A 21496-nucleotide genomic window follows, 5' to 3' on the forward strand; every position below is an offset into this window, starting at 1 on the left:
TGGGGAGGGTTCCCGTGATCATGCTGGATGTCATGTTCCGAGCGTTCACTCATCTGACGGTCACACTGGCTGTGATCACCACGGCCGCGGCGGTCGCCGGGTGCGCCCCGGCGACCGGCACCGTGGCTGTGGCCCCTGATCTCCCCGGCGCCCCGGCCGGTGGCAGGGCGCTGCCCGTGAAGGGCTCACCCGCGGCGGCCGGGGAGGCCCTGGAAGGCACGGCGGCGGCGACAGGGACGGAGCCGAACCCGACCGTGGCCGAGAACGCCAAGCCGGGCGACCCGCTCTGGCAGGCCACCCCCAGGGGCGGCGAGCACGAGATCGAGGGCTACGCCGACAAGGTGAGCGTGCTGCCCGGCCAGACCTTCCGGCTGCGCGTGTCCACCGCGGCCGCCCACTACACCGCGACCGCCTTCAGGATGGGCTGGTACGGCGGCGCCGGGGCCAGGAGGGTCTGGCGGTCGGCCAAGCTGCCGGGGGCGGTCCAGGAGCCCGCCAGGACGATCCCCGAGACCCGCACGGTCACCGCGGCCCACTGGAAGCCCGGCCCGGTCGTCGACACCGCGGACTGGCCGGAGGGCTCCTACCTGATCCGCCTCGAGGCCTCGACAGGCGGCAGGCGGTTCGTCCCGATCACCGTGCGGTCGGCCTCGACCGAGGGGCGCCTGGTCGTCGTCAACGGCGTCACCACCTGGCAGGCCTACAACCTCTGGGGTGGGCGCAGCCTCTACCAGGGGCCGGGTGGCTTCGAGGACAGGTCGACGGCCGTCAGCTTCGACCGTCCCTACGACACCTCGGGCGCCAGGCTGTTCCTCGACATGGAGCGCCCCGCGATCGAGGTGGCCGAGCACAGCGGAGTTCCGCTGGCCTACATCACCAGCCTCGAACTGGAGGACGACCCGCACATCCTCGACGGGGCCAGGGGGCTGGTCTCCCTCGGGCACGACGAGTACTGGTCGGCCGGCATGCGCCGTACGGTCGAGGACGCGCGGGACCAGGGCGTCAACCTCGCCTTCCTCGGCGCGAACGCCGTCTACTGGCGCATCCGCTTCGCCTCGACGCCGCTCGGGCCCAACCGCCTGGTCATCTGCCACAAGGACGGCCGGGTGGACCCGACCACCGACCGCTGGCGGGTGACCGAGCCGGAGAGCTCACTGACCGGCCCGATGTACACCTGTTTCCCGGCGGAGGCGACCTACGTGGTCCACACCCCCGACAGCTGGGTCTTCGAGGGGACCGGAGTACGGCGCGGCACCTCCTTCCCCGGCCTGGCGGGGGTGGAGACCGACGAGGTGCTGCCCACGATGCCGCTGCCGCGCCCGATGGAGGTCCTGTCCGTCTCCCCGGTCGACTGCAGCGGCAGGCCGACGACCGCGCACAGCGCCTACCACACCGCGCCGAGCGGCGCGGGCGTGTTCAGCACGGGCACGATGCGCTGGGTCTGCGCGATGCGCGGCTCCGCCTGCGGCCACGGCGTCACCGACCGGGCCGGGGTCTTCGTCCGCGCCGCGACGACGAACGTGCTGCGGGCCTTCGCCGAGGGCCCGGCGGCCCTCACGCACCCGGCCAGGGACAACCTCGCCGCGCTCGGCCTGAACCCGGTGCGCCGGGCCGGGGAGCATGTCCGGGACCGCGCCCGCGACGCGGCGAAGAACCGCGTGCCGATGAGCCGCTGGAAGCGCCACCGGGCCGGGCACCGTCCCGTCGCGCGCGGCGCCCGTCACGACCGGCACCGGTTCACGCCCAGGAACGGGCACGGCCGACGGCCTTGAGCCAGCGGGCGTAGGCCGTCTCGGCGGCCTCGTGAGCCTTCTCGTCCCGCCCGACGGGCTCGAAGCGCCGGTCCAGGGTCCACGTCTCGCGCAGTTCGTCCGCGCAGGACCAGACACCGGTGCCGAGCCCGGCGAGGAAGGCCGCCCCGAGCGCCGTGGTCTCCTGGACCGCGGGCCGTTCGACCGGCACACCGAGCTGGGCGGCCTGCGTCTCCATGAGCAGGTCGTTGCCGCTGGCCCCGCCGTCGGCCTTCAACGAGGGCATCCGCAGGCCCGCCGAGCCCGTCATGACCTCGACGACGTCGCGCACCTCGAACGCGATCGCCTCAAGCGTCGCCCTGGCCAGGTGGGCGGCGGTCGTGCCCCGGGTGAGGCCGAGGATCGCGCCCCGGGCGTCCGGGTCCCAGTACGGCGCGCCGAGCCCGGTCAGCGCGGGCACGAAGACCACGCCGCCGCTGTCGGGGACCGTACGGGCCAGCGCCTCCGACTCCGGCGCACGGCCGATCAGCCCGAGCCCGTCGCGGAGCCACTGCACGGCGGCCCCGGTGACGAAGATCGAGCCCTCCAGGGCGTAGGTGATCTCACCGGAGGGCGACTGCCACGCCACGGTCGTCAGCAGCCCCCCGCCCGGCCGTACCGGCTTGGAGCCGGTGTTGATCAGCACGAACGACCCCGTGCCGTAGGTGCACTTGACGTCGCCGGGGGAGAAGCACGCCTGACCGAACAGCGCCGCCTGCTGGTCGCCCGCCATGCCGCCGATCGGCAGGGAGAGACCGAGGAAGGCGTCCGGGTCGGTCACGCCGATCACCCCGTGGTTGGGGACGATCTCCGGCAGGGCCTCGCGCGGCACCCCGAAGAACCCGCACAGCTCCGCCGACCATTCGCCGGCCTCCAGGTCGTACAGCAGTGTGCGGGAGGCGTTGGAGGCGTCGGTCACGTGCCGGGCGCCACCGGTCAGCCGCGCGACCAGATAGGAGTCGACGGTGCCGACGACGGCCTCACCGGACAGCACCCGCGCCCAGGAGCGGGGGTCGTTCTCGGCTATCCAGGTGAGCTTGGTCGCGGTGAAGTACGGGTCGAGCCGAAGCCCGGTCAGCGCGCTGACGCGGGGCTCGTGCCCGGCCTGGCGCAGCCGCGCGCAGATCCCCGCGCTGCGGCGGTCCTGCCAGACGATCGCCGGGCGCGGCGCGGCGAGGGTGTCCGAATCCCACACCACCGCGGTCTCACGCTGGTTGGTGATCCCCACACATGTCGGCCTCGTGCCCGTCCTCTCCAACGCCGTACCACAGGCCGCCAGGGTCGCCCGCCAGATTTCCCCGGGATCGTGTTCGACCCATCCCGGTTCTGGGAAGTACTGGGGGAACTCCTGGTAACCACGGGAGTCGACCCGGCCGTCCTCGGTCACGACCAGCGCGGTGACCCCGGTCGTCCCGGCGTCGATGGCGAGAACCGACATATGAGGGACTCCTTCGATTTGGTCTAGACCATTGGCGTGTCGGCAGGCAGAATGCGTTGCGTCGGCGTCCGAAAATCCCTCGACCGCCGGCCGCGTCACCCCATTTAAGTCTGGCCGTCTTGCCTCGGAACCACCACCGGAGGATGCCATGCGTATTGGAGTGCTTACCGGGGGCGGCGACTGCCCCGGCCTCAACGCCGTTATCCGCGCCGCAGTGCGCAAGGGCGTGAGTGTCTACGGTCACGAGTTCGTCGGTTTCCGTGACGGGTGGCGAGGGCCGCTCGAAGGCGAGACCATGCCGTTGGACGTTCAGGCGGTCCGGGGCATCCTGCCACGCGGCGGGACGATCCTCGGCTCGTCGCGGACCAACCCGATCAAGATCGACGGCGGTGTCGAGCGCATCAAGGACAACCTCGCCGCAACCGGGGTCGACGCGCTCATCGCCATCGGCGGCGAGGACACCCTCGGCGTCGCCAAGCAGCTCTTCGACAAGGACGTCAACGTCGTCGGAGTGCCCAAGACCATCGACAACGACCTCAACGCGACCGACTACACCTTCGGCTTCGACACCGCGGTCAACATCGCGACCGAGGCGATCGACCGGCTGCACACCACCGCCGAGTCCCATCATCGTGCCCTGATCTGCGAGGTCATGGGCCGTCACGCGGGCTGGATCGCCCTGCACGCGGGCATGGCGGGCGGGGCGAACGTCATCCTCATCCCGGAGAAGCCCTTCGACATCGACCGGGTCTGCGCCTACGTGGAGTCACGTTTCAAGACCCGTTACGCGCCGATCATCGTGGTCGCGGAGGGGGCGCACCCGATCGAGGGGCAGATGACCCTGCAGGCGAACGAACTCGACTCCTTCGGGCACGTCCGCCTCGGCGGCATCGGCGAGATGCTCGCCAAGGAGATCGAGAAGCGCACCGGCAAGGAGGCCAGGACCACGGTCCTCGGGCACATCCAGCGCGGCGGCACACCCACGGCCTTCGACCGGGTGCTGGCCACCCGGTTCGGGCTGCACGCCATCGACGCGGTGCACGAGGGGCGCTTCGGGACCATGGTCGCGCTGCGCGGCACGGACGTGGTCTCCGTCGGCCTCGACGAGGCGACCAGAGAGCTGAAGACCGTGCCGGTCAGCCGTTACGAGGAGGCCGAGGTCTTCTTCGGCTGACGAGCGGGGAAACCGGCGGGATCGACGGGCGGCGCACCGGTGACGGGGCGCCGCCCACGCCTTGTATTGGCCTGCAAACGTTCTGCAACCCCCCGGCCGTAACGTCGGGCCGCGGATGCGCGACGATCCGCTACCTCTCCATGTACGGCTTGCGCCTCAGCAGCGGCCCGTCCGGGCGCAAGCCGTACATCACCTGTCCTGCGCGTCGAACAGGGAGGGGCGCCGCTGCTCGGCGGGGGCGTTCTGCCCGGCGTTCTGCATGGCGTTCTGCGCGACGGGGGCGCTCGCCGCGGTCGCGGCGTGACGCGCGGTGGCGCGGCGGTTCTCCAGATGGGCCAGCAGTTCGGCGTCCGTGCGCATCTCCTGCTCGGAGGGCGCCAGGATGACGGCGAGCAGCAGGCCCAGCGTCAGCAGGCTGACCGCTCCCAGGACCGGCAGCATGAAGTCGATGCCGCGCGCGCCCTCGACGGGCGTCAGGGAGATGCGGGGGCGCACCTCCATCGCGAACATCCCGACGTAGTGCATGCCGCACACCGCGACACCCATGATGAGGGCCGCGCCCGCGGTGGCGAGCGTCCCGTCCGTCTTGACGCTGAACCAGAGCGCCACGGTCGAGGCGACCATGGCGATGACGACCGACAGGGCGATCAGCGTCACGTCGTAGTAGACGGTCGCCGACATGTTCATCGCGGACACGCCGAGATAGTGCATCCCGGCCACACCGACGCCGGTGACCATGCCGCTGACCACCAGCCGGGACGCGCTGTAGTTCTTCGAGGAGACCAGGAAGAGCCCGCCGCCGACGATGACGACCGCCAGGAACATGGAGACGGTCGTCAGGAGCACGTCGTAGCGGATGGGGTTGCCGCCGACGGTGAAGCCCATCATGGCGACGAAGTGCATGACCCAGATGCCGGTGCCCCCGATGGAGAGGGCGCCGCCGACCAGCCAGCGCGCCCGCGCGGCCCCGGTCGCGGCCCGTGCCTTGGCGGTGAGCGCCAGGCCCAGCATGCACCCGATGGTCGAGACGATATAGGCCGCGATGGGGGTGACCAGGCCATATGAGAAGTGGTCTACGTGGGACATGTTCCAATTTCTGAGTCAGTGGGTGATTTGTTGGATTATGACAGTTGTTGGTCGTTGTGCGTAAAAGAGGGGGTTTCGCGGAGGAGAAGGGAGGGTTGCGGGTGGCGATAAGGTCCAGGAGTGACGGGGATCGAGGGTCCGTTCTGGCGGGTCATCGCGGTCTTCCGCGTCGCCTCCCTGGTCTACGCGGTCCTGTTGCTGCTGCGCGCGGGCGGATACGCCCACCCGGTGACCGGCTGGCTGGTGATCTGCGTCATGGCGCTGTGGAGCGCGGTGGCGACCTTCGCCTACTCCTCGCCCGAGCTGCGCGGCCGTACGCTGCTGGCCGCCGACATGGTCGTGACGCTCGGCTGCCTGCTGGCCACCCCGCTGGTCCAGGGCGCCTACCGGACGGGCAGCCTGCCGGTGACCGGCACCTGGATGGGCGGCGCCGTACTGGCCTGGGGCGTGTACGGCGGGCGCCGCGCCGGGGCGGTCGCGGCCCTGGTCGTCTCACTGGCCGACCTGTGGCTGCACGACCTGCGCGGATCCGGTGTCGGCTTCGAGAACCTGCCGATCAACGGCAGCGTGCTGCTCTTCCTCGCCGGGGTCCTGGTCGGGCACGTCGCCCAGCTCGCCAGGAGGGCCGAGGCGCGCCTGCAACGGGCCATCGAGATCGAGGCCGCGGGGCGCGAGCGGGACAGGATCGCCAGGGACATCCACGACTCGGTGCTGCAGGTGCTGGCGCTGGTCCAGCGCAGGGGCCAGGAGATCGGCGGGGAGGCCGCCGAGCTGGGCAGGCTCGCGGGCGAGCAGGAGGCCGCGCTGCGCGAGCTGGTCAGGCTCCGCCCTGAGCCGCCCCGCGACGGCGTCGCCGACCTGCGCGTCCTGCTCCAGGCGTACGGCTCGGCCTCGGTGACCGTCTCGGTCCCCGCGACCCCCATGCCCCTGCCCGAGGCCGTCGCGAGGGAGCTGGCCGCGGCGGTCGGCGCCGCCCTGGACAACGTGGCGGGACACTGCGGACCGCAGGCCCCCGCCTGGGTCTTCGCCGAGAGCGACGAAGGCCTGATCACCGTCACGGTCAGGGACGAGGGGCCGGGCATCCCCGCCGGACGCCTTGAGGAGGCCGCCGCGGCCGGGCGGCTCGGCGTCGCCCAGTCCATCAGGGGCCGCGTCGCCGACCTGGGCGGCACGGTCACGATCATGTCGTCCCCCGGCGAGGGGACGGAGATCGAGATGTCCGTCCCCGTCCGGTCTAGGCTTGGCGGATGCGCGTGATGGTGGTTGACGACCACCCGATGTGGCGGGACGGCGTGGCCAGGGACCTCACCGAGGCGGGATACGAGGTCGTGGCGACGGTCGGCGAGGGCGCTCAGGCGCTCAGGGCCGCGGCCGCGGTCAGGCCCGAACTGGTCGTCCTCGACCTGCGGCTGCCGGACCTGTCCGGGGTGGAGGTGGCCAGGAGGCTGGCGGCGCACGACCCCCAGCCCCGCATCCTGGTGCTGTCTGCCAGCGGTGAGCAGGAGGACGTGCTGGAGGCGGTCAAGGCGGGCGCCTCCGGATACCTGCTCAAGTCGGCGAGCAGGCAGGAGTTCCTCGACGCGGTCAGCCGTACCGCGCAGGGCGACGCGGTCTTCACCCCGGGCCTGGCCGGGCTCGTGCTGGGGGAGTACCGCAGGCTGGCCGCCCAGCCGGTCCCCGCGGACGGTCCCCGGCTGACCGAGCGGGAGACGCAGGTGCTCCGCCTGGTCGCCAAGGGGTTGTCCTACCGGCAGATCGCCGAGCGTCTGGTCCTGTCACACAGGACCGTGCAGAACCACGTCCAGAACACCCTGAACAAGCTTCAGCTGCACAACCGGGCCCAGCTGATCCGTTACGCCATCGAGAGGGGGCTCGACGGTCCCGGGGGCGACTAAAGTGAGTTGTCTTTATCGGGTAACGCGCGACACTTGGCGTTGTGGCGCGGTCCTGAGGGCCCCCGCCGTGTGACGGCGGTGCCGTATGCCCCTTTCCCCTCGAAGTTCCACCGGAGGTTACGCCATGACGATGTCGGCCTTGGGAGAGCCCTGCGTTCTGCTCAAACTGGGCGAGGTCGTCCTCAAGGGAAACAACCGCGAGATCTTCGAACGCACCCTGCAGTCCAACATCAAGGCCTCCGTCAAGGACCTGGACTTCAAGGTCGACCTGCGGCAGCGTCACGGGGTCATCGCGCTCTTCCTGCCGGAGGGCTCGGGGGTCGAACGGGCCGACGTGGTCGCCGAGCGCGTCGGGAACGTGCCCGGCCTGGTCTGGATCCACCGCGCGTGGCGGGTCGCCAAGGACCCCTCCGCGGTCACCAAGGCCGCGATCGAGCTGCTCGCCGACCGGGAGGACGTCCGGCGGGGCGTCTCCTTCGCGGTCCGCTCACGCCGCCGCGACAAGCGCTTCCCGCTGACCTCGATGCAGCTCGACCGGACCGTGGGCGGCGAGCTCAACGACATCTACGGCCTGCCGGTCGACCTGAAGAACCCGCAGCTCGTGGTCTCCATCGAGGTCGACCGTGACGAGGTCTTCGTCTTCACCGGCGGGCAGCCGGGCCAGGGCGGCCTTCCGGTCGGAACCAGCGGCAGGGGCCTGGTGCTGATGTCCGGCGGCATCGACTCCCCGGTCGCGGCCTACCGGATGATGCGCCGGGGCCTGCGGGTGGACTTCCTGCACTTCTCCGGCATCCCGTTCACCACCTCGGAGTCGATCTACAAGGCGTACGCCCTGGCCAGGGCGCTGGACAAGTTCCAGGGCAGGTCCCGTCTGTGGGTCGTCCCCTTCGGCAAGGCCCAGCAGTCCATCAAGGCCTCGGGCCAGGAGCGGCTGGCGGTCATCTCCCAGCGGCGCCTGATGCTCAAGACCGCGGAGGAGGTCGCCCGCCGTCTCAGGGCCGGGGCGCTGGTCACCGGCGACTCGCTGGGGCAGGTCTCCTCCCAGACGCTGCAGAACATCACCGCCCAGGACGACGCGGTCGACATGCCGATCCTGCGCCCGCTCATCGGCCTCGACAAGACGGAGATCATGGCGGAGGCCCGCCGCATCGGCACCCTGGAGATCTCCGAGCTTCCCGACGAGGACTGCTGCACGCTCCTGGCGCCCCGCAGGGCGGAGACCGCCGCCAAGATCGCCGATCTGAAGCAGATCGAGCGGCGCCTGGACGCCGAGGAGCTCGCCGTGCAGCTGGCCGGTTCCCTGCAGGAGTACAAGCTGCAGGTGTGAGGCTCAGACGGGCTTGAAGGGGTCGTGCTCCGTCAGGAGCTTCTCCAGCCGCGCCCGGTCGACGCGGCTGGTGACGTCGGTCAGCTCCTGACGGTCGCGCACGCACTTGGCCAGGGTGAAGGCCGAGGTGACGACATACAGGACGCCGATGCCGAGGAAGGCGCGAACCCAGGCCTCGACCGGGAGGTAGGCGACTCCGATGGCGACCGCCGAGACGGAGACGCAGAAGGACAGGACCGACTGGATGTAGAAGGCGCCGGTGTGCCGTGGCTGGATCGTCTTGGTCATGCCCCAACGATCTCCGGCCACGGGCCGCGGCGCCTGGGTGTTCCTACTTAATTACCGGTGAGTACGATGCTACTGGCGAGTACGGCCCACGGGCCGGGCCGTACTCGCCGGTGATCGTCAGGCGGTGGCGAGGGCGTCGCCGGTCGCCGTCTTGCCGAGCAGCGGGGGCAGGGCGCGCATCACCTCGGAGAGCTCCTCAAGATCACTCTGGACCAGTGCCTGCGGGCCGTCGCACAGGGCCAGCTCGGGCTGCGGGTGCACATCGATGATCACTCCGTCCGCTCCGACGGCGATGGCCGCCCGGGTCAGCGGGAGCACGAGGTCACGCCGCCCGCCCGAGTGGGACGGGTCGATGATGACCGGCAGGTGGGAAAGCCGCTGGGCCACCGGAACCGCGGAGACGTCAAGGGTGTTGCGGGTGGCCGTCTCGAAGGTGCGGATGCCGCGCTCACACAGCACGATGTCGAGGTTGCCGCGCTGGGCGATGTACTCGGCCGCCATCAGCCACTCCTCGATGGTGGCGTTCATGCCGCGCTTGAGCATGACCGGCTTGCCGATCCCGCCGACCGCCTGCAGCAGCGCGAAGTTCTGCGCGTTGCGGGTGCCGATCTGCAACATGTCCGCGTAGGAGGCGACAAGTTCGACGTCGTGGGCGTCCACGACCTCGGTCACGATGGGCAGCCCGGTCTGCTCGCGCACGTCGGCGAGGATGCGCAGGCCCGCCTCGCCCAGCCCCTGGAAGGCGTAGGGGGAGGTGCGGGGCTTGTAGGCGCCACCGCGCAGCAGGGTCGCCCCCGCGGCCTTGGCCATCAGCGCCGCGTCGAGCGTCTGCTGTGGCGTCTCGACCGCGCACGGGCCGGCGATCAGGGTGACCAGGCCCGGCCCGATCGGCACGCCGCCGACCCTGACCGTGGAGCGCTCGGGGTGGTTGTCCCGGCTGACGAGCTTGTAGGGGGCCGTCACCCTCATCACCTCGGCGACTCCGCGCATGCCCTTCAGGTTGAGCGCGCCGAACTGCTCCACGTCGCCCACGAGGCCGATGATCGTACGGCTGACGCCACGGCTGACGAAGGCGTCGCCGCCCGCGGTGCCGATGATCTCCACGATCGCCTCGATGTCGCCCTGTGTGGCGTCGGGCCCCATGACGATGACCATGTCTCTCCTTCGCTGATCCGGTGGAAGTTCCGGGAAAACGAAAGGCCCCGAGTCCGTTGTCCGGACCCGGGGCCTTCACGTTCGCCTGGCTGTCTAGCGCAGCACCTGGAGGCGAACGGTCCGACCCACGGGTCCGTCGCCATACCAAAACCAGAACGCAGTACGCATCGCGGGCAATAGTAGCGCACCGCCGGGAGGCGACGGCGAGGGGCCGGGGAACCGTGGCGGGCCCGTGAACGCCGGGTGACACCGGCGACGCGTTAGCGGGTGGCCGCCGCGAGGGCGGTGGACGCGCGATGGCAGGATTGCCCCGAGTGATCGGGGCGCGACGGCGGGAGGAGTGATGGTGGAGCAGTCCGAACCTCCGGGGGAGGACGCGCGCCTGCCTCCCGGCCAGTACGTTCCCCGGGGCTATCCGGTGATCCACTACGGGAGGGTGCCCACCTTCCGGCCGGCCTCCTGGCGGCTGCAGGTGATGGGTGCCACGGCCTCCGGGGAGCCGCGCAGCTTCACCTGGCCCGAGTTCTCCGAACTGCCCCGCACCACCGTCGTCGCGGACTTCCACTGCGTCACCAAGTTCTCGGTGATGGGAAACGAGTGGCGCGGTGTGTCGGCCGCCACGCTGATGGAGGCGGTCCCCCCGGCCCCCGAGGTCAGGCACGTCATGATCTGGGCCGAGTACGGCTACAGCGCCAACGTGCGGATGATCGACTTCGCCCGCGATCACACGTTGTTCGCCCTCGAACTCGGCGACAAGCCGATCACCCCGGAACGCGGCTTCCCCGTCCGTGCCCTGGTTCCCCACCTCTACGCCTGGAAGAGCGTCAAGTGGGTGCGCGCCATCGAGTACCTCGTGGAGGACAGGCGCGGCTTCTGGGAGGAGCGCGGTTACCACAACGTCGCCGATCCGTGGCGGGAGCAGCGCTACTCCTATCAGGAGGAACCGGGTGAAGGGCCGCCGTGATCGGCGTTCTTGCCTGATTGACAGGCGGGTTTGACTACGGTTTCCCGCATGTCGACCAGTGTCTGGGCGCTGCTCTGCGCCGTCAGGACTCTCCTGGGATTCGTTGTGCCGGGCCGTACCCCCGTCTTCCCCCGGCGCGCGGGCGGCTCACCGGACGAGGCCACCTTCGCGACCCTGCACGTCGCCGCACTGGCGGCCCCCTCCCTGCGCGCGGGCCTGACGCGCGACTCGGCCCGCAAGACGATCCGGCACCTGCGCGCCCTGCTGGGCGCGGGCGCCATCGCGGTTACGGACGTGGACGGCGTGCTCGCCTGGGACGGCGAGGTGGACTGCCAGCGTGAGCACGCCCCGGGCCACGCCCGCGCGGTCCTGGCCTCGGGCAGGCCGCGCGTGGTGACCGGGCACGCCCTGTCCTGCGACGTCCCCGGATGCGCGATCAGGGGGGCGGTCGTCGTCCCGCTCACCGTGGACAGGCGGGTCGTCGGCGCGCTGGCCGCCTACGACTCGGCCGTCGGCCCCGCACTGGTCAGGACCGTCACCGAGGTCGCCCGCTGGGTGTCGTGCCAGCTCGACCTGGCCGAGCTGGACTCCTCACGGCGGCGTGCGATGGAGGCGGAGACCAGGGCCCTGCGCGCGCAGATCTCCCCGCACTTCATCTACAACTCGCTGACCACCATCGCCTCGTTCGTCCGTACGGACCCGGAGCGGGCCCGCGAGCTGCTGATGGACTTCGCCGACTTCACGAGATACGCCCTGCGCCGCGAGCGTGACTTCACCACCCTCGCCGACGAGCTGCACTGCGTCGACCGCTACCTGCTGCTGGAGCGCGCCAGGTTCGGCGAGCGGCTCCGTTTCACCGTCAGGGTCGCCCCGGAGGTGCTCTCGGTCCCGGTGCCGTTCCTGTGCCTGCAGCCGCTCGTCGAGAACGCCATCAAACACGGCATGGGCGCGACCGGAGGGTGCGGCGAGGTGCGGGTGCTGGTCTCGGACGCGGGTTCCGAGGCGCACGTCAGCGTTGAGGACGACGGGCTCGGCATGGACCCGGAGCGGGCCAGGCTGCTGCTCGGCGACGACTCGCGGAACGAGCGGGGTGAGGGCGGAATAGGCCTGGCCAACGTGGACGTACGGCTGCGCCACATCTACGGCGAGGACTACGGGCTCGTGGTGGAGACCGCGCCCGGCGCGGGCACCAAGGTGCGGCTGCGCCTTCCCAAGCTCTCCTGCCGGGCATAGCTAATTGTAGTCATCTCGTTACGCTAAGTTTCCTCTTCCCTTGCGAGAAGGCGGCCGTAACGGGCAGCGTGGGGCCATGTTGAGAGTCCTGGCTGTCGACGACGAGGTCCCCGCGCTGGAGGAACTGGCCTACCTCCTGCGTCAGGACCCCCGCATCGAGCACGTCTTCACCGCCTCGGGAGGGGTGAACGCGCTGCAGGACATGGTCCAGATGATCGGGGCGGGCGAACGGCTCGACGGAGTCTTCCTCGACATCAGGATGCCCGGCCTCGACGGCCTCGACATGGCCCGCCTCATCGGCGGTTTTCCCAACCCGCCCCGGCTGGTGTTCGTCACGGCGCACGAGGACTGCGCCGTCCAGGCCTTCGAGCTCGAGGCGGTCGACTACCTCCTCAAGCCCGTCAGGCCCGACCGGCTGGCGGAGGCCGTACGGCGTCTCGAATGCGCCGCGCAGGCGTCGGACAGGCCGGAGATCGACGACGTCATCCCGGTCGAACTCGGCGGCAAGACCAGGTTCGTCCCCCAGCAGGCGGTCAGGTTCGCCAAGGCGAAGGGCGACTACGTGCGGCTGCACACCGTCGACGGCGACTACCTGGTGCGCATGTCGCTGGCCGCGCTCGAACGCCGCTGGGCGTCCTCCGGTTTCATACGCGTGCATCGCAGCACGCTGGTCTCCGCGCGGCACGTGAGCGAACTGCACTTCGACGGCGGCCGGGTGACGCTGCGGGTGGGCGCGGAGACGCTGCCGGTCAGCCGCCGCCACACCCGCCGGGTCAGGGAGCGGCTCGTCCGTCAGCTCCAGGACCGCCCGGCCTCCCAGGGGACACTCGGCTGATGTTTGTCAGGCGCTGCCTGACGATGTAGGCTCACGGCGACGCTTGTCAGGGTGGGCCTGACAGCCATACGCGTGGAGGGCCGTATGCCCGTGACGTCTTTCGCCGAGCAGGAGATCCACTGCTCCTTCTGCGCCAAGCCGAAGACCGAGGTGGAGAAGGTGATCGCCGGTCCCGGCGTCTACATCTGCAACGAGTGCGTCGACCTCTGCGTCGCGATCCTCGCCGAGACCCGCACGCCCGCGGCCGAGCGGGGCGAGCCGGAAAAGCCCGGTGGGGCCGGCGGGCAGGAGAAGCCGGAGGAGGAGGTTCCCGGCATCCCCTGGCCCGAGGGCATGACCGAGGAGGAGATCCTCGCCCACCTGCCCCGCGTCGCGGCGGCGAGCGCCAGGGTCGAGGGCGACCTGCGGGCCTGGATCGAGCGGCTGCGCGGGCGCGGGGTCACCTGGGCCAGGATCGGCGCCGCCCTGGGCATGACGCGTCAGTCGGCCTGGGAGCGCTTCTCCGGCGAGGAGTGACCCCTCGCGGGCCGGGGCGGCCCGGTCACGAGGTATCGTAATTGCGAAAATTCGCAATTACGTAGGTGTGTCCCCCGGGCCGCGCCGCGACCGAGGGGATGACGTGAGTACGGCTTTCGCCGCGGCGATCAGAGAACGGGCGCGTCAGGCCTGGCAGGCCCTGCAGCAGGCCCGTGAGGACGACGACGTGCACGCCGGCCTGGCGGCCAAGAACGAGTGGGCGGACGTCCGGCGTCTCGCCCGCGAACACGGAGTGAGCCTCGACCTCGGTCCCCAGGTCGAGGAGGAGGCGGACTCGTGATGTCGGTACCGCTGTACGAGGCCAAGGCGGAGCTGTTCCGGCTGCTGGGACACCCGGTGCGCATCCGGGTGCTGGAACTGCTGCAGGACGGCCCCAAGCCGGTACGGCAACTGCTGGCCGAGATCGAGGTCGAGCCGACCGGCCTGTCCCAGCACCTGGCGGTGCTGCGCCGTTCCGGGCTGGTCACCGCGCAGCGCGAGGGCAGCACCGTGGTCTACGCGCTGGCCGGTGGGCGCGTCGCGGGCCTGCTGCGGGCGGCGCGCGAACTCCTGACGGAGAAGCTGACCGGGCAGAACGAACTGCTCGACGAACTGCTGCGGGACAGGGCGGGGAGCGGCACCTCGTGAACACGGTGGTTTCGCCGGGTGGCCGCCTGCGCGCGCTGCTGCCCGGCAGGGCGGACATGGCCGCGATGGCCCGCCGCCCTGGCAGGGACCTGCTGGCCGGGCTGACGGTGGCGATCGTGGCGCTGCCGCTGGCCCTCGGCTTCGGCATCTCCTCGGGACTCGGCGCGGCGGCCGGGCTGGCCACCGCGGTGATCGCGGGCACGGTCGCCGCGTTCTTCGGCGGATCCGGCCTGCAGGTGTCCGGCCCGACCGGGGCGATGACGGTGGTGCTGGTGCCGATCGTGCACGAGCACGGGGCCTCGGGAGTGCTGACCGTCGGCGTGATGGCCGGGCTGATGCTGGTCGCGCTGGCGCTGGCCCGCGCCGGACGGTACATGGCGCTGGTACCCGCCCCGGTGGTCGAGGGGTTCACCCTCGGCATCGCCTGCGTGATCGGGCTCCAGCAGATCCCGGCGGCACTTGGCGTCCCGATCCCCGAGGGGGAGAAGGTCACGGTCGTGGCCTGGCGGGCCGTACTCGACTTCGCCGCCGACCCCGGCGGATGGGCCCCGGCGATCGCGGCCGGGGTGGTCGCGACGATGCTCGTGGGCGCCAGGTGGCGGCCGACCATCCCCTTCTCCCTGCTGGCCGTGGCGGGCGCGACCGTCGTGGTCGAGCTGACCGGGGTCGAGGCGAGCCGGATCGGCGAACTGCCCGCCGGGCTTCCCGCCCCCTCACTGTCCTTCCTCGACCCCGCGGCCCTGGGGTCGCTCCTGGCCCCGGCCGTCGCGGTGGCCGCGCTGGCCGGGCTTGAGTCGCTGCTGTCGGCCGCGGTCGCCGACGGAATGAGCGTCAACCACCGGCACGACCCCGACCGGGAGCTGTTCGGGCAGGGACTGGCCAACGTGTTCGCGCCGATGTTCGGCGGCGTCCCGGCGACCGGCGCGATCGCCCGTACCGCCGTCAACGTCCGCTCAGGCGCCCGGTCGCGGCTGGCCGCGCTGGCGCACGCCGTGATCCTGGGCCTGATCGTGTTCACCGCGGCCGGGCTGGTCGCCAGGATCCCGCTGGCCGCGCTGGCCGGGGTGCTGCTGGCCACCGCGATCCGGATGGTCGAGGTCGGCTCGGTCGTCGCCATGCTGCGCTCGACCCGCGGCGACGCCGTGGTGCTGGCGCTGACCGCCGTCGCCACCCTGGCGCTCGACCTGGTCCAGGCGGTCATCCTCGGCCTGGTCGTGGCCGGGGCACTGGCGCTGCGGGCCGTCGCCCGCGACGTCCGCCTTGAGGCCATGCCGCTGCGGCCCGACCTGCCCGGTGACCACACCGACGAGGAACACGCCCTGCTGGCCGAGCACATCGTCGCCTACCGCCTGGACGGACCGCTGTTCTTCGCCGCGGCCCACCGTTTCCTGCTGCAGCTGTCGGAGGTCGCCGACGTCTCGGTGGTCATTCTGCGCATGTCCAGGGTCACCACCGTGGACGCCAGCGGCGCCCTGGTCCTGGCCGACGCCATCGGGCGGCTGCGACGGCGCGGCATCACCGTCTACGTCTCAGGCATCCGTGACGGCCACCACCAGCCGCTGAACGCCCTGGGCGTCATCGCGGACCTCGACGAGGCCGGACACGTCTTCGCCACCACCCCGCAGGCCATCGCCGCGGCCCGTGACCATCTCCATCGCACCGGGGTGCTGGCCGCAGGACCGGCCTGACCGGCCGGGGGGCGTGTCCTCAAGGAGGGGCTACCGCTCGTCGTCCGGGCCCTGCCGCTCGTCGTCTCGGAACGCTCCGTACATCGACGACTACGCACCGTTAATCGCGCTGGTCAAAAAATGGTGAGTCGTCCTCGGAGCACCCCCTCTAGTGTTCCGTACGTCGGAGAGCCAAACCCGCGGCACCGGAGAGGGGGAGAGGGCCGAAAGGCTCGAGAACACCTGGTGCGCGGAAACCCGAGGTGACCTCCAAGCGCGGTCACCCATTGCCGGGCCCCCAACCGGGGGGAAGGGGGCCCGGCGGCCTCCGGTGTGACGGGACGCCCGCGCCGACCCGCGGGGGCGGGTCCGAGCGATCCGGTCACGCGCGGGGGCGGCCGGATTGCGGGCGGCGGCGTCCCGTCACACCCGGGGACCCGAGGGCACCGGTGCCCGGCGGAGCCCCTTGAGCGTCTCGACGTCCTGGCGGGCGGCGGAACCGGGGGTCTCGACGCAGACCGGCACCCCCGCCACCACCGGATGACACAGCAGGTGACCGAAGGGCCGCACGCCGATGTGGCCCGTGCCGATGTTCGCGTGCCGGTCCTTCTTGGAACCGCACACGTCCAGGGAGTCGTTGGCGTGGACCAGCCCCAGACGCCCGGGGGCGAACCCGTGCAGGGCGTCGAGGGTCTCGGCGACGCCGGCGGAGGTGGACAGGTCGTGCCCGGCCGCGAAGGCATGACAGGTGTCCAGGCAGACACGGGCCCTCGGATGCCAGTCGAGGGCCGCGAGATAGGGCTCCAGATCCTGGACGGTCGCGCAGAGCATCGCGCCCTGTCCCGCCATCGGTTCGAGCAACAGGTCCGGGCCGTCGTCCGGGATCTCGTCGAGCAGCGGGAGCAGACGCTCACGCAGCCTGCGCAGGGCCTTCTCACGGGGGTCGGTCACCGCGGACCCGGTGTGGACGACCACCCCCCGGGCGCCGATCGCGCGGGCCCGCCGGAGGCAGTGCCGTACGGTGTCCGCCGACCGGTCCAGAGTCTGCCGGTTGGGGGAACCCATGTTGACGAGGTAGGGCGCGTGTACGAAACACGGCATGCCGGACTCACGCAACAGGGCGTCCTCGGCGGGGTCGCCCTCGGCGAGCGCCCAGCCGCGCGGATTGGTGACGAACACCTGGATCACCTCGGCGCCGATCTCCGAGGCCGCCCGCAGGCCGCCCGTGGCCAGGCCACCGGCGACGGAGACGTGTCCGCCGATGAGGGACACGGAACTCATGGTGGAGCCAGTCTAGGGGTGTCCCGTCCGGGGATTCGCACCCGTCATCCATGTCCCGGCGGCGTGGTGTGATGATGGGCGTCCATCACGCGGAACACGGCGCACGCCGTCGTCCGCCCGTCCTTCGCCCCAGGGGAGCAGGGTTGTCTCAGTCGCCGGGCCACGTCGTCGTCGCCCCGGACAAGTTCAAGGGGTCGCTGAGCGCGGCCGAGGTCGCCGCGCACGTGGCGAGAGGGCTGGGCCCCGGTGTCACCGTGGTCACGCTGCCGGTCGCGGACGGTGGCGACGGCACCGTCGAGGCCGTCGTCGCGGCCGGGTTCACCCGGGTGGAGATCCAGGTCGCGGGCCCCACGGGAGAGCCGGTGCGCGCCGCCTACGCCTGGCGGGAGGCCGCCCAGGGCGAGCCAGGACCGACCGCGGTCGTGGAGCTGGCCGAGGCGTCCGGACTGCGCGTACTGCCCCGGCGGGGAGACGGCCCCGGCTTCGCCCCCCTCACCGCGACCACCCGCGGCACCGGCGAACTGGTCGCCGACGCCCTGCGGCGCGGAGCCCGCCGGATCGTGCTCGGCCTCGGCGGCAGCGCCTCGACCGACGGCGGAACGGGCATGATGCGGGCCCTCGGCGTCCGTTTCCTGGACGCCGGGGGAGCGGAGCTGCCCGAAGGCGGTGCCGCCCTGCGCGAACTGGACAGGATCGACACCTCGGGGACCGTTCCCCTGGAGGGCGTCGAGTTCGTCGTCGCCTGTGACGTGGACAACCCCCTGCTCGGCCCGTACGGCGCCGCCGCCGTCTACGGCCCCCAGAAGGGCGCCGGTCCCGAGGAGGTGGAGTCGCTGGAACGGGCCCTGGCCAGGCTCGCCGCCGTCGCCACGCACACCCACGGCCTGGCCGGTGCCGTCGAGCACGACGGCGTCGTCCGCTCCATGGGTGTGGCGGGCATGCCGGGCGCGGGCGCGGCGGGCGGAACGGGCTTCGCGGCCCTGGCCTTCCTGCGTGCCGCCTTCAGGCCCGGCATCGAGTATCTGCTCGACCTGCTCGGCTTCGACCGGCGGCTCGACGGCGCCCGCCTCGTCATCACCGGCGAGGGCGCGCTGGACGAGCAGACCCCGCGCGGCAAGGCGCCCGCCGGGGTCGCCTCCGCGGCGGCGAAGGCGGGGGTGCCGGTCGTCGCGGTGTGCGGCCGCTGCGAACTCGGCGAGGAGGAGCTGAACGCCGCGGGCATCACGGCGGCCTATCCGCTCACCGCCGTCGAACCCGACCCGGCCGTGTGCCTGGCCGAGGCGGGCCCCCTGCTCGAACGGCTCGCGGAGACCGTCGCGCGCGAACGGCTCTGACGCCGCCCGCCTGGAGGCCCATCAGTGCCAGATGGTGACCTGGGTCCCGGACGGCACCTGCTGGCCGCCCGGCGGGCGCTGGGCCAGGACCCTGCCCCTGCCCAGCCCCTTGCGCACGGTCACCTTCATCCCCGCGGCGCGAAGCTCCTCACGCGCCGCCTTGACGTCCTTGAACATCACGTTGGGGACGACGGCCAGGGGCTGGGCCACGTCTCCGCCGTCGTCTCCCGGCACGGAGTTGTTGATCTCCCAGGGCCAGTGCCACTGGGGGTTGTTGCACAGCGACACGGTGAGCCTGATGGTCGCGCCCGCGTCGATCTCCGCGCCCGGCTGCGGGTCCTGGGCGATGACCGTGCAGGGCTGGGCGGCGTCGGTCTGCTCGACGAACTCGGGCACGAAGCCCGCGCCGCGCAGGAGGGCGTCGGCCTGGTCGCGGGGCATGCCCTTGAGGTCGGGCGCGACCAGGCCCGCGCTCACCAGCAGGTCGATCTTGGTGCCCTCCTTGACCCGGTTGCCCACGGCGGGGACGGTTCGCATGACCTGCCCGCGGGGCACGGTGTTGCTGGGCTGCTTCTTGACGTCGTCGACGGTCAGCGTCACCCTCGCCAGATCCGACCTCGCCTGGGCCTCGGTCATGCCGATCACGTTGGGCACCACGACCCTCTTGGGGCCGTCGGAGGGGAACAGGACGATCTTGGACTGCTTGTCCACCGTGGTGCCCGCGATCGGATCGGTCCTGATCACGTTGCCCTTCTGCACCTTCTCGTCGTTCTCCGGCTTGCCGATCTCGACGAGGAAGCCGAGAGCCCTGGCCTCACTCTGGGCGACGTTGACGTTCTTGCCGGTGAGCACCGGGACGACGATCGTGGTGTTCTGGGAGAACAGCCAGCCGGTCACCCCTACCGCGATCACCATCACCACGGCCAGCGCGACGAGGTACCAGCTCGGCCGGAACCCCCTGCGCGCGGGCGCGGGCGGGCGGGGGTGCGGGTCGGCCGCGGGACCGGTGAGCAGGTCACCCCGTGGCTGGATCAGCGTGTGGTTGACGCCTCCCGCCGCGGCGGCGGGAGGCTGACGGAACCCGGCGGCGGCCGTGTGCCCTCCGGTGGGCCCGGTCGCCTGCCCCCCCGCGTGCCCGGCCACGGGAGCGCTGTCCCTGGGCAGCGTCCGGTGCGCCTCGACCGCGGCGACCAGCAGCGCGGTCGCGTCCACGGGGCGCAGCGCGGGGTCGCGCGCCGTCGCCTGGGCCACCAGCGTGTCCAGCAACGGCGGAATGTCCGGCAACAGCGAGGAGGGCGCGGGCACGGTGTCGTGGACATGCCGGTAGGCCACCGACATCGGCGTCTCACCCTCGTACGGCTGACGCCCCGTGACCAGCTCGAACAGCATGATCCCGGCGGAGTAGACGTCGCTGCGGGCGTCGGCGGAGCCGGAGGTCACCTGCTCGGGCGACATGTAGCCGATGGTGCCGATCATGACACCGGTGCGCGTCTGGTTCGTCGCCTCGATCGCGCGGGCCAGGCCGAAGTCCACGACCTTGACCCGCCCGTCGTCGGCGAGCAGCACGTTCTCCGGCTTGACGTCCCGGTGGATCATCCCGGCCTGGTGGGCGGCGCCCAGCGCGGCGAGGACCGGGATCATGACCTCCAGGGCCTCGCGGGCCGGCAGCCTGCCCCGCTCGCGGAGCACGTCGCGCAGGGTGCGCCCGGGGACGTACTCCATCGACAGGTAGACGTTGCCCCCGTCCGTGCCCTGGTCGAACACGTGCACCACGTTGGGGTGCGACAAACTCGCCACCGACTTGGCCTCGCCGATGAACCTGCGCACGAACGCGGGGTCCTCGGCGAGAGTGCGGTGCATCACCTTCACGGCGACCGTGCGGTCGAGCCGGACGTCCAGAGCCAGGTATACGGTCGCCATCCCGCCCCGGGCGATCCGGGACTCGACGCGGTAACGCCCGTCGAGGAGTTTCCCGACCAGGGGGTCCGTAAGCGTCGTGTCCACCCGGCAGAGTTTACGGGCGATTTGGCGCCCGCAGGGTCGGCGTGTTCGAAACCGATGCGGAGAAGTTGACCGATCCCTAAGGAGTCATGGGGGATGACGCCTCGGCGTACCTGCGGCGCGGGATACGGCCCGCGGCCCTGGCCGTGCGGCCCGCGACGACCGCGGAACGCATGGCGCGGGCCATCAGGTCGGGACGCCTCGCCCTGGTCACGGCGGTCGCGAGCAGGACGGCGTCACAGCCGAGCTCCATCGCCAGCGCCGCGTCGCTCGCGGTGCCGATCCCGGCGTCGAGGATCACCGGAACGCCCGCCGCCTCCACGATGAGTTCGATGTTGTGCGGGTTCCTGACGCCCAGACCGGAACCGATCGGCGCGCCGAGCGGCATCACCGCCGCGCACCCGGCCTGTTCGAGCCTGCGGGCCAGGGCGGGGTCGTCACCGATGTAGGGCAGCACGACGAAGCCCTCGGCGACCAGCCGTTCGGCGGCGTCGAAGGTCTCGATGGGGTCGGGCAGCAGGGTGCGCTCGTCGGAGATGACCTCCAGCTTCACCCAGTTCGTCTCCAGGGCCTCCCTGGCCAGCCGCGCGGTCAGCACGGCCTCCCCCGCGGTGAAGCAGCCCGCGGTGTTCGGCAGGACCTTGATGCCGCGCCTGCGCAGCACGTCGAGCACCGAGCCCCGCGCGGACGGGTCCAGGCGCCGCATCGCGACCGTGGTCAGCTCGGTGCCCGAGGCGGCCAGCGCCTGTTCGAGGACGTCGAGCGAGGGGGCGCCCCCGGTGCCCATGATGAGCCGCGAGGAGAACTTCTCCCCGCCGATGACCAGGTCGTCGTCCGGGTTCGTCAGTGTGTCCTCAAGCATGT

The 21496-nt window shown here is 71.6% G+C and carries 20 protein-coding genes; 13 read left to right on the plus strand and 7 right to left on the minus strand.

Going from position 1 to position 21496, the window contains the following annotated elements:
- The first annotated feature begins 32 nt into the window (after nucleotides 1–32).
- A complete protein-coding gene (locus ACFYY8_RS04255; protein WP_390037010.1) occupies nucleotides 33–1772 on the plus strand; it encodes a N,N-dimethylformamidase beta subunit family domain-containing protein in 1740 nt (579 codons plus the stop codon).
- On the opposite strand, the gene glpK is transcribed toward ACFYY8_RS04255, so the two are convergent.
- Entirely contained in the window at nucleotides 1738–3228 is a 1491-nt protein-coding gene (gene glpK / locus ACFYY8_RS04260) for a glycerol kinase GlpK (RefSeq protein ID WP_390037012.1), read from the minus strand. The genes ACFYY8_RS04255 and glpK overlap by 35 nt on opposite strands.
- Nucleotides 3229–3376: 148 nt before the next feature.
- Here glpK and ACFYY8_RS04265 point away from each other — a divergent pair, with 148 nt between their 5' ends.
- Nucleotides 3377–4402, plus strand: coding sequence for a 6-phosphofructokinase (locus ACFYY8_RS04265; protein WP_390037014.1), 1026 nt, complete (start codon nucleotides 3377–3379; stop codon nucleotides 4400–4402).
- 189 nt (nucleotides 4403–4591) lie between these two features.
- Here the strand turns inward: ACFYY8_RS04265 and ACFYY8_RS04270 are convergent, their stop codons facing one another.
- On the minus strand, nucleotides 4592–5488 hold the full coding sequence (locus tag ACFYY8_RS04270) for an MHYT domain-containing protein (RefSeq protein WP_390037016.1): 897 nt from the start codon (nucleotides 5486–5488) through the stop codon (nucleotides 4592–4594).
- Nucleotides 5489–5608: 120 nt separating this feature from the next.
- On the opposite strand from ACFYY8_RS04270, the gene macS reads away from it, so the two are divergent.
- The 3 genes from macS (at nucleotide 5609) to thiI (ending at nucleotide 8710) form a co-directional block, all read left to right on the plus strand.
- The gene (gene macS / locus ACFYY8_RS04275) at nucleotides 5609–6745 is read left to right on the plus strand and encodes a MacS family sensor histidine kinase (RefSeq protein WP_390037018.1); all 1137 of its coding nucleotides are present in this window, start codon (nucleotides 5609–5611) and stop codon (nucleotides 6743–6745) included.
- Nucleotides 6745–7383 (plus strand): response regulator transcription factor, encoded by a 639-nt coding sequence (locus ACFYY8_RS04280; RefSeq protein ID WP_352009455.1) that lies wholly within the window; start codon nucleotides 6745–6747, stop codon nucleotides 7381–7383. Before macS ends, ACFYY8_RS04280 begins: the two co-directional genes overlap by 1 nt.
- 124 nt (nucleotides 7384–7507) lie before the next feature.
- Nucleotides 7508–8710: a tRNA uracil 4-sulfurtransferase ThiI gene (thiI, locus tag ACFYY8_RS04285; RefSeq protein ID WP_390037020.1), complete on the plus strand. Its 1203-nt coding sequence runs from the start codon at nucleotides 7508–7510 to the stop codon at nucleotides 8708–8710.
- Between the two features lie 3 nt (nucleotides 8711–8713).
- Here the strand turns inward: thiI and ACFYY8_RS04290 are convergent, their stop codons facing one another.
- Together ACFYY8_RS04290 and aroF are read right to left on the minus strand one after the other, a co-directional pair.
- A complete protein-coding gene (locus ACFYY8_RS04290) occupies nucleotides 8714–8998 on the minus strand; it encodes a YiaA/YiaB family inner membrane protein (protein ID WP_184714681.1) in 285 nt (94 codons plus the stop codon).
- A gap of 117 nt (nucleotides 8999–9115) precedes the next feature.
- Entirely contained in the window at nucleotides 9116–10153 is a 1038-nt protein-coding gene (gene aroF, locus ACFYY8_RS04295; RefSeq protein ID WP_352008916.1) for a 3-deoxy-7-phosphoheptulonate synthase, read from the minus strand.
- A gap of 343 nt (nucleotides 10154–10496) precedes the next feature.
- Here aroF and ACFYY8_RS04300 point away from each other — a divergent pair, with 343 nt between their 5' ends.
- The 7 genes from ACFYY8_RS04300 (at nucleotide 10497) to ACFYY8_RS04330 (ending at nucleotide 16037) form a co-directional block, all read left to right on the plus strand.
- Nucleotides 10497–11117, plus strand: a complete 621-nt coding sequence (locus ACFYY8_RS04300) for a sulfite oxidase-like oxidoreductase (RefSeq protein WP_390037023.1) — start codon at nucleotides 10497–10499, stop codon at nucleotides 11115–11117.
- A gap of 48 nt (nucleotides 11118–11165) precedes the next feature.
- A complete protein-coding gene (locus ACFYY8_RS04305; RefSeq protein WP_390037025.1) occupies nucleotides 11166–12350 on the plus strand; it encodes a histidine kinase in 1185 nt (394 codons plus the stop codon).
- A gap of 76 nt (nucleotides 12351–12426) precedes the next feature.
- A complete protein-coding gene (locus ACFYY8_RS04310) occupies nucleotides 12427–13185 on the plus strand; it encodes a LytR/AlgR family response regulator transcription factor (protein WP_390037027.1) in 759 nt (252 codons plus the stop codon).
- Between the two features lie 84 nt (nucleotides 13186–13269).
- Entirely contained in the window at nucleotides 13270–13701 is a 432-nt protein-coding gene (locus ACFYY8_RS04315; protein ID WP_390037029.1) for a ClpX C4-type zinc finger protein, read from the plus strand.
- 103 nt (nucleotides 13702–13804) lie between these two features.
- Nucleotides 13805–14002, plus strand: coding sequence for a hypothetical protein (locus ACFYY8_RS04320; RefSeq protein ID WP_390037031.1), 198 nt, complete (start codon nucleotides 13805–13807; stop codon nucleotides 14000–14002).
- Complete coding sequence (locus tag ACFYY8_RS04325; protein WP_390037033.1) at nucleotides 14002–14349, plus strand: ArsR/SmtB family transcription factor; 348 nt, start codon at nucleotides 14002–14004, stop codon at nucleotides 14347–14349. Before ACFYY8_RS04320 ends, ACFYY8_RS04325 begins: the two co-directional genes overlap by 1 nt.
- 56 nt (nucleotides 14350–14405) lie before the next feature.
- Nucleotides 14406–16037, plus strand: a complete 1632-nt coding sequence (locus tag ACFYY8_RS04330; RefSeq protein WP_390037993.1) for a SulP family inorganic anion transporter — start codon at nucleotides 14406–14408, stop codon at nucleotides 16035–16037.
- A 402-nt stretch (nucleotides 16038–16439) separates the two neighbouring features.
- Here ACFYY8_RS04330 and ACFYY8_RS04335 read toward each other — a convergent pair whose 3' ends face one another.
- Complete coding sequence (locus ACFYY8_RS04335; protein WP_390037035.1) at nucleotides 16440–17297, minus strand: deoxyribonuclease IV; 858 nt, start codon at nucleotides 17295–17297, stop codon at nucleotides 16440–16442.
- Nucleotides 17298–17440: 143 nt separating this feature from the next.
- Here ACFYY8_RS04335 and ACFYY8_RS04340 point away from each other — a divergent pair, with 143 nt between their 5' ends.
- Complete coding sequence (locus ACFYY8_RS04340) at nucleotides 17441–18631, plus strand: glycerate kinase (RefSeq protein ID WP_390037037.1); 1191 nt, start codon at nucleotides 17441–17443, stop codon at nucleotides 18629–18631.
- 21 nt (nucleotides 18632–18652) lie between these two features.
- On the opposite strand, the gene pknB is transcribed toward ACFYY8_RS04340, so the two are convergent.
- Both pknB and ACFYY8_RS04350 read right to left on the minus strand, forming a co-directional pair.
- The gene (gene pknB, locus ACFYY8_RS04345) at nucleotides 18653–20635 is read right to left on the minus strand and encodes a Stk1 family PASTA domain-containing Ser/Thr kinase (RefSeq protein ID WP_390037039.1); all 1983 of its coding nucleotides are present in this window, start codon (nucleotides 20633–20635) and stop codon (nucleotides 18653–18655) included.
- 76 nt (nucleotides 20636–20711) lie between these two features.
- A complete protein-coding gene (locus ACFYY8_RS04350; RefSeq protein WP_352008925.1) occupies nucleotides 20712–21494 on the minus strand; it encodes a thiazole synthase in 783 nt (260 codons plus the stop codon).
- Between the last annotated feature and the right edge of the window lie 2 nt (nucleotides 21495–21496).

Origin of the sequence: Streptosporangium sp. NPDC001559, assembly GCF_042893955.1 — a bacterium.
GTDB lineage: Bacteria > Actinomycetota > Actinomycetes > Streptosporangiales > Streptosporangiaceae > Streptosporangium.